This is a genomic window from Streptomyces fuscigenes (genome assembly GCF_021556455.1).
Taxonomy (GTDB): Bacteria; Actinomycetota; Actinomycetes; order Streptomycetales; family Streptomycetaceae; genus Streptomyces; species Streptomyces fuscigenes.
Genome location: NZ_JAKGCV010000009.1, coordinates 38,416 through 45,767, shown reverse-complemented (window position 1 = coordinate 45,767; position 7,352 = coordinate 38,416). Strand labels below are relative to the sequence as shown.

General features: G+C 74.2%; 6 protein-coding genes. 2 read left to right on the top strand and 4 right to left on the bottom strand.

Annotated elements, in window-relative coordinates:
• Window positions 1–564: 564 nt before the first annotated feature.
• On the bottom strand, window positions 565–1,611 hold the full coding sequence (locus L1885_RS02615; protein WP_235795299.1) for a zinc-dependent alcohol dehydrogenase family protein: 1,047 nt from the start codon (window positions 1,609–1,611) through the stop codon (window positions 565–567).
• A 323-nt stretch (window positions 1,612–1,934) separates the two neighbouring features.
• Window positions 1,935–2,591: a TetR/AcrR family transcriptional regulator gene (locus L1885_RS02610; RefSeq protein WP_235795292.1), complete on the bottom strand. Its 657-nt coding sequence runs from the start codon at window positions 2,589–2,591 to the stop codon at window positions 1,935–1,937.
• Between the two features lie 203 nt (window positions 2,592–2,794).
• Here L1885_RS02610 and L1885_RS02605 point away from each other — a divergent pair, with 203 nt between their 5' ends.
• Window positions 2,795–3,517, top strand: a complete 723-nt coding sequence (locus tag L1885_RS02605) for an MBL fold metallo-hydrolase (protein ID WP_235795291.1) — start codon at window positions 2,795–2,797, stop codon at window positions 3,515–3,517.
• A 137-nt stretch (window positions 3,518–3,654) separates the two neighbouring features.
• On the opposite strand, the gene L1885_RS02600 is transcribed toward L1885_RS02605, so the two are convergent.
• Together L1885_RS02600 and L1885_RS02595 are read right to left on the bottom strand one after the other, a co-directional pair.
• Window positions 3,655–4,665 (bottom strand): arylamine N-acetyltransferase family protein, encoded by a 1,011-nt coding sequence (locus L1885_RS02600; RefSeq protein ID WP_235795290.1) that lies wholly within the window; start codon window positions 4,663–4,665, stop codon window positions 3,655–3,657.
• Window positions 4,666–4,791: 126 nt separating this feature from the next.
• The gene (locus tag L1885_RS02595) at window positions 4,792–5,184 is read right to left on the bottom strand and encodes an SPW repeat protein (protein ID WP_235795289.1); all 393 of its coding nucleotides are present in this window, start codon (window positions 5,182–5,184) and stop codon (window positions 4,792–4,794) included.
• Window positions 5,185–5,928: 744 nt separating this feature from the next.
• Here L1885_RS02595 and L1885_RS02590 point away from each other — a divergent pair.
• Window positions 5,929–7,335, top strand: a complete 1,407-nt coding sequence (locus tag L1885_RS02590) for a S53 family peptidase (RefSeq protein WP_235795288.1) — start codon at window positions 5,929–5,931, stop codon at window positions 7,333–7,335.
• Window positions 7,336–7,352 lie beyond the last annotated feature (17 nt).

Here is a 7,352-nt window from a genome sequence, read left to right as displayed (position 1 = left end):
GGCGCGCGGCCGGAGCGGCCGGCCGGGGCGCCGGAGGGACGTGCGGCGGCGCCCCGGGGGACGTACCCGGGGCGTCTGCCGCCGCCCGTCGCTTCCTCGGTCGCACCGTTCGCACCGGCCGCCGCTGTCGTGTCGGTTCCAGGTGTCGGGTCCACAAAGTGCCCGTGCCCGGAAAGGAAAAAGCCACACGGCGGCCGCGACCGATTAACTCAATACTCAGATTGGGTCCCCCGGTTGCCGCATGCGGGGGCGCCCGGGGCTCCCGGGTCGGGGCACGCCTCGTGCGGTGTCACCGGCCCCGTCCCGCGTGCGGTTCGCGTGCTGTTCCCGGTTCCGCTTCGCGGGAGTCTCCGGGTCCGCCGCGCAGTGTGTTCCGGCGCGGCGGGGCGACGGGGCGGAGGGTGGTGGGGCGGCCCGGTGGTGCGCCGGGGCCGGGCACGGGGTGGTGGGGCGGGCTGGTGGGGCATCCGGAGGCGGGCGCGGAGGCGCCGTCCGGCGCCGGGGCCGGAGGCGGTCGTCCGGCGCTGCTGCCGGAGGCGGTCGTCCGGCGCCGGGGTCTCGCGTTCAGGACTGGGGGGTGATCACCGTCATCCCGGCCCTGGCCGCCCCCGCCCGCTCCCCCATGGAGGCCAGCGCCGCCGGTGCCGCGTCCAGCCCGATCACCGACGTGACCAGCAGATCGGGGCGCAGGCCGCCCGAGGCCACCTGCCCCAGCAGGCGCGGGTACGCGTGCGCCGCCATGCCGTGCGAGCCCAGGACGTCGATCTCGTACGACACGACCCGGTCCATCGGGACCGGCGTGCTGCCGCCGGGCAGCAGCCCGACCTGCACGTGCCGGCCGCGCCGCCGCAGGCACATCACGGACGCGGCGCAGGTCGTGGCGGAGCCCAGGGCGTCGATCGAGACCTCGGCGCCCCCGCCCGTCACGTCCCGCACCGCGGCGGCCGTGTCCTCGACCGACGACGCGTCGACGGTGGCCACCGCGCCGAACTCGCGCGCCAGCTCCAGCGCGCGGGGCGCCACGTCGACCGCCACGACGCGCGCGCCCGCCGCCGCCGCGATCATCACCGCCGACAGCCCGACACCGCCGCAGCCGTGCACGGCCAGCCACTCGCCGGGACGGACCGCCGCGCGCTCCGCGACCGCCCGGTAGGCGGTGGCGAACCGGCAGCCGAGCGACGCGGCCGTCAGGAACGACATCGCGTCCGGCACGGCGACGAGGTTCACGTCCGCGTGGCGCAGCGGCACGAGTTCCGCGAACGACCCCCAGTGCGTGAAACCGGGCTGCTCCTGCGCCTCGCACACCTGCTGCTGCCCGGCCGCGCAGGACGCGCACCGGCCGCACGCGCAGACGAACGGCGCGGTGACGCGGTCCCCGGGCCGCCAGCCCACCACCGCGGAGCCCACCGCCTCGACGCGGCCCGCGAGTTCGTGTCCCGGCACGTGCGGCAGCGTGATTCCTTCGTCGTGCCCCATCCAGCCGTGCCAGTCGCTGCGGCACAGGCCCGTGGCCTCGACGCGCACGACGACGGCGTCCGGCGAGGGGACGGGGTCGGGCACCTCCCGGACCTCCGGCGCGGCGCCGAACTCATCGAACACCACGGCGCGCATGGCCGTCACGCCCCTTCCTGTGTCGTTCGTCGTTCGTAGTCGTCCGTCGTTCGTCGGTCGGTCGTTCGTCGTCGGTCGTCGGTTCTCGGTCGTTCGGTCGCTGCTCGCAGCCGTCCGCAGCCGTTCAGCCGTCCGCAGCTGTCCAGCCGTTCACGGCGAACAGCCGGTCGCCGCCGTCCGCCGCTGTCCGGGGCCGCCGCGTGGGCGGCGCCCGTCCCTCCGGCCCCGCGGGCAGGCCCCGTCCCAGCATTCTCGCGCGGTCGGGGGCCCGGTGCGTCGTCCGGCCCACTCCGCCGCGGCCGGACCGCGGCGGGCCGCGTCCCTCACCGGCCCCCGGCCCCCTCGCCGTCCCGTCCGGCCGGGGTGCCCGGTCCGGCGGGGGCGCCGGATTCGGCGGCTGTGCCCGGTTCGGCGGGCGCACCTGGTTCGGTGAGGGCGCTCGCCAGGCGGGCCATGCCGTACTCGTAGGCGCGCTCCACGTCGCCGCCCAGGTTGAAGGCGTGGGCGAGCTCCATGCTGATGAAGCCGTGCGCCCAGGCGGTCACCGTGCGGGCGGCCTCGAGCGCCTGGTCCGGTCCGGCCAGCTCCGCCGCCGTCTCCAGGAGGGGCGCCGCCGAGTGGGCGAGCAGGGCCGGCTCGGGCCGGGTCGGCGCGGGAGTGTTGGAGAAGATCAGGTGGTACGCGGCCGGACGGGAGTGGGCGAAGGCGCGCATCGCGCGCAGCAGGTGGCCCAGCCGCTCGCCGGGGTCGGCGGACACCGGAACCGCGCCGAGGTGTTCCTCCAGGTCGCGCAAGGTCGCCTCGGTGACCAGGCGGAGGAGGGTGTCCCGGTTGCGCACCCGCTTGTAGAGCGAGGGCGCGCGCACGCCGACCCGGCTCCCCACCGCCTGCATGGTCAGCTGCGCGATGCCCTGCGTCTCCAGGATGTCGCGGGCCGCTTCGACGATGGCTTCGAGCGAGGTCCGTTCGGGTGTCGGCATGAATCTTCCTTCCGGCTGCGGTGTCTTCTCCATCATAGCTATTGGCCATAGCCATGATGGCTATGTATCGTAGCTGTCATGGCTACGGCTCATAGCCATCGAGGCCCGGCGGCTTCGTGGCTCCCGGGGTCGTGAGGTCCCGGAGCCTCCGAGCCCGGAAGCTCCGGGCGTGGAGGCAGCTGTACATGGAGAAGGAGAAGGACATGAGGCTCGCTGAGAACCTGCACCGGATCGGCAACGACATCGTGGCGTGCTACCTGGTGGTCACCGACGAGGGCGTGACGGTCGTCGACGCCGGGCTGGCCGGGCACTACCGGGAGCTGGAGGCCGAGCTCGCCGGGCTCGGCCGCACCCCCGCGGACGTCCGGGGCGTGGTGCTCACGCACGGCGACACCGACCACCTCGGCTTCGCCGAGCGGCTGCGCCGCGAGCACGGCACCCCGGTCTTCGTGCACGGCGCCGACGCGGCCCGCGCCCGGGGAGAGGCCAAGGCGCACAACAGCATGGGGCACGCCAAGATCGGCGCCACCGCCGGCTTCCTGTGGTACTCGGCCCGCAAGGGCGGCCTGCGCACCACGTACCTGAGCGAGGTGTCGGAGGTGGCCGGCGGGGACGTGCTGGACCTGCCCGGCGCACCCCGCGTCATGGCGCTGCCCGGGCACTCGCCGGGCAGCATCGCCGTGCACGTGCCCGCGGTCGACGCGGTGTTCGTCGGCGACGGGCTCACGACGCGCCACGTGCTCACCGGGCGGCGCGGCCCGGCTCCGGCGCCCTTCACCGACGACCCTGAGCAGGCCCTGGCCTCGCTCGACCGGCTCGCGGAGATCGACGCGAAGTGGGTGCTCCCGGGACATGGGACGCCCTGGGACGGGGGCGTGCGGGAGGCGGTGCGCCGGGTACGCGAGGCGGGCGCGTCCCTCGGCTAGGCGTGCCGGCCGGTCCGTGCGCCCGGGCAGCCTCCATGGCCCGAGCGCCGAGTCCGGAGCCCGCAGTCCCGAGTCCCGAGTCCGGAGTCCGGAGTCCTCAGTCCGAGGGTGCCGTGGTGACCCGCCGCCCGACGAGGTCAGGGCGTGAGGCGGCGCGCCGCGAGGTGCGCGGGGGCGAGGTCGGCGCCGTCGGGCGGCGTGATGCCGAACTCGCCGGTCAGGGCTTCGCGCAGCGCGGCGTCCGAGCGCACGTCGTAGGTGCGGACCGCGCCGCCGTCGCGCGTTTCGGTGAACGTGCCGTCCGTGAGCGCCCGGTGCACACTCCCGGGCAGCGCGCGCTGCACGAACAGGCGCCGGGAGAACGGCGACCGCGGGTTGGTGGCGATGTGCCAGTTGATCACGTCGAAGTCGGGCCGCTCGAAGGGTTCGCGGGTGAACGCGTACTGCCGGGCCCACCCGTTCCCGCCGCGGGCCTCGAGCGCCCACATCGGGGACGGGCCGTCATGCGGCAGGCGTACGAGGCGGTGCGTGCGGCCCTCGGCCGTGAAGACGGTGTCGGCGACGAGCGGCACCGGTTCGAGGAGCGCCCCCGGGGCGCCGAAGCCCACGTCGGCGAGGTACGGCGTGCGCCCCTCGGCCGCCCGTCCGGCGTCCGTCTGCCCGCCGCCCGTCTGCCCGCTGCCGTCCTCGCCCGCGACCGGCTCGACCAGCAGCGCCATGTGCGTACGGGGGCGCGAGGCGATGTCGTCGGTGCCGACGAGGACGCGCGCGGCCAGCAGGGTCACGCGGAAGCCGAGGGCGACGAGGGCGTTGGCCAGCAGCGTGTTCTGTTCGTAGCAGTAGCCGCCCCGGCCGCCGCGCACCATCTTGGCGTCGAGGTCGGCGGCCGTGAGGGACGGCACCGTGCCGAGGACGGGGTCGATGTTCTCGAAGGGCAGCGCGTAGGCGTGCGCCCGGTGCACGGCCCGCAGGGTCGCGGCGTCCGCGTCGAGCGCGTCGAGCGCGTTCTCGGGGTGCAGGCCGATGCGGCGGAGGTAGGCCGCGACGTACGCGGAGCCGTCCGTGCCACCGTCCGTCCCGGGCCCGCTCGCCTCACCGTCCGCCCCGGGCGCGGTGTCGGGTCCGGCGGAGCTGCGGCCTGCGTTCATGCGGCCAACCCTACGGTGGGGCCCGCCGGGACGGGCGTCCGGTGTCCGGCGGGCCCGCGCGCACGAAACCGGCGGCACGCATCCGTGCCGCCGGTTCCGTCGGAATCGATTCCGGTGGTGCCGCGGTCAGCGCCGTCGCGCTCCCGCCGCGCCCATGACCGCGGTCAGTAGCGCGAGGCACACCATCACGCCGCCGACGACACAGTTGCTCCAGATCGTTCGGGTCGTGTCGAAACTGCCGGTCACCACCCACGGGGCGATGATCGTGAACACGCCGATGCCGAGTGCGGCCCAGCTCATGCCGTGCGTGCGCTCGTAGGCCGAGTTGACGAAGCCCATGGTGAACAGGACGAACGCGATTCCGGCGATCAGGTTGGTGATAGTCAGCGCGGTGAATCCGCTGAATCCGGTGATCCAGGGGGATGCCGCCAGGTACAGACCGGCGAGCAGCGCGAGCCCTTCCACCGCCTGCGCCATGGGCGTGGAAGTGGCCTTCTCCGAGCGGGCTCGGAGGGCCATGATGTCCGGGTGTTCGTCAATGCTGTGTGACGTACTGGATGACGCGCCGGGTGACGTGTGTGCCGCCATCTCGGCCACCTCCTTCGATGTGGCGTGTGACCGAATCCGAGTCACCTGAGTGCCACACCTCAATCAGCATTGATGCTGATTTTATGCTCCTTGATGTATTTGTTACTTAATATGGGTGTGTCATGAGGTTCGCGGCCCATACACCGCCCTCGGCGGGGTGGGCCCGCGCCCGTGTCGTGGCGCCTCGAAGCTCACACCCGCGGACCCCGCTGCTCCGGGACCGGCCGGGAGTGCTCCCGCGATTCAGCGCTTCTGCGGTTCCGCGAGTCTGCGATTTCGCCGATCTTCCGATGCCGGCCGCCCGCGCTCCCGCGGCCGCCGCCCGTCCGGTGCCGTTCCTCCGGTGCCGTGCGTCCGGGACCCCGGACGCGTACTCGCGGCCCCCCGCCCCCCGCCCCGCTGCCCCGGCCCCTCGCTGCCCCGCCCCCCGCTACCCTGCGTCGCTCCGCTCCGTCCGCGCCCGTCGGCCTCCTGACGGGGTGCCCGGGTGGGTCGCGCCGAGTCGCGAAGCCAAGCCGCGAAGGTGTCATGTACGGGCAAAATATTCGGCTGGCCGGAGTAAACAGGAGCCTCCCGCGTGCAGGGCTCCTTGTTCCAGCGACGACCTGACGATCTGATCGTCATACCGATCGCCCGATCGGTCGGCATGATCCACTCGATGCAAGGAGCACCTCCATGCACAGAGTTCTCCCGGCCCTGCCCCGGAAGAGAGCCGCTGCCCTGGCTGCCGGCGTCACCGCCCTCGCGGCCTGCGCCCTCGCCACGGCGCCGGGAGCGGCGCCCGCCCCGGCCGCCTCCGCCTCTGCCTTCGCGCCGGCGGCCTCCGCCGCCCTTCCCCGGCCCGTGCCGGCCGTGGCGGGGCACCAGCTCGTCCGCGGCGCGAGCGGGCCGCTGACGACGGCGCAGTGCCAGGCCCAGTACGGCATCGCGTGCTACACGCCCACGCAGTACCGGCAGGCGTACGACCTGAACCCCCTCTACCGCAGGGGGATCACCGGCAAGGGCCGGACGATCGTCATCGTGGACTCCTTCGGCTCGCCGACCGTGCAGCACGACCTCGACGTCTACAGCAAGCAGTTCGGCATCAAGAGCACCCACGTCGACATCGTGAAGTGGGGCAAGGTCCCGGCGTTCGACCCCACGGACGAGACCATGACCGGGTGGGCCGGCGAGACCAGCCTCGACGTGCAGATGGCGCACGCCGTCGCGCCCGACGCGCGCCTCGTCCTCGTCGAGACGGGCGTCGCGGAGACCGAGGGCACCACCGGCCTGCCCGAGATGATGGACGCCGAGAAGAGCCTCGTCGACCGGGGCGTCGGCGACGTCATCACGCAGAGCTTCGGCGCGACGGAGAACACCTTCCCCGGGTTCGCCGCGGGCGACTTCTCCAGCATCCGCGGACTGCGGTACGCGTTCGAGGCCGCGGCGAAGCGCGGCGTGACCGTGCTCGCCTCCTCCGGCGACGGCGGGGCCACCGACTCGACCGAGGACGGGGTCGGTTACTACGACCGGCGCGTCAACTCCTGGCCGTCCTCCGACCCGCTCGTGACGTCCATCGGCGGCACCCAGCTGCACCTGGACGAGAAGGGCGCGCGCACCGCGCCCGACAGCGTCTACAACGACTACGGCGCGGGCGGCGGCGGTCAGTCGCACGTCTTCGCCCGGCCCTCGTACCAGGACGGCGTCCGCCGCGCCGTCGGCGCGCAGCGCGGCACCCCGGACGTCTCCATGGCGGCCGCGGTGGACGGCGGCGCCTGGACGTACACGAGCTACGACCCGGCGGACACCGGCTGGGGGGTGTCGGGCGGCACGAGCGAGGCCAGCCCGCTGTTCTCCGGCATCGTCGCGCTCGCCGACCAGCAGGCCGGGCACCGGCTCGGGGACATCCACCAGGCGCTGTACAGCCTGTCGGCGCAGTCGCTGTGGAACCCGTTCACGGGCGTGGTGGACGTGAGGGACGGCACGAACAACTCGTACCAGGGCGTCACCGGCTACGACGCGGTGCGCGGCTACGACATGGCGACCGGTGTCGGCACGGTCGACGCGGCCCGCTTCGTACCGGAACTGGCCCGGCGGGGCTGACGGCGACGGCGGCGGCC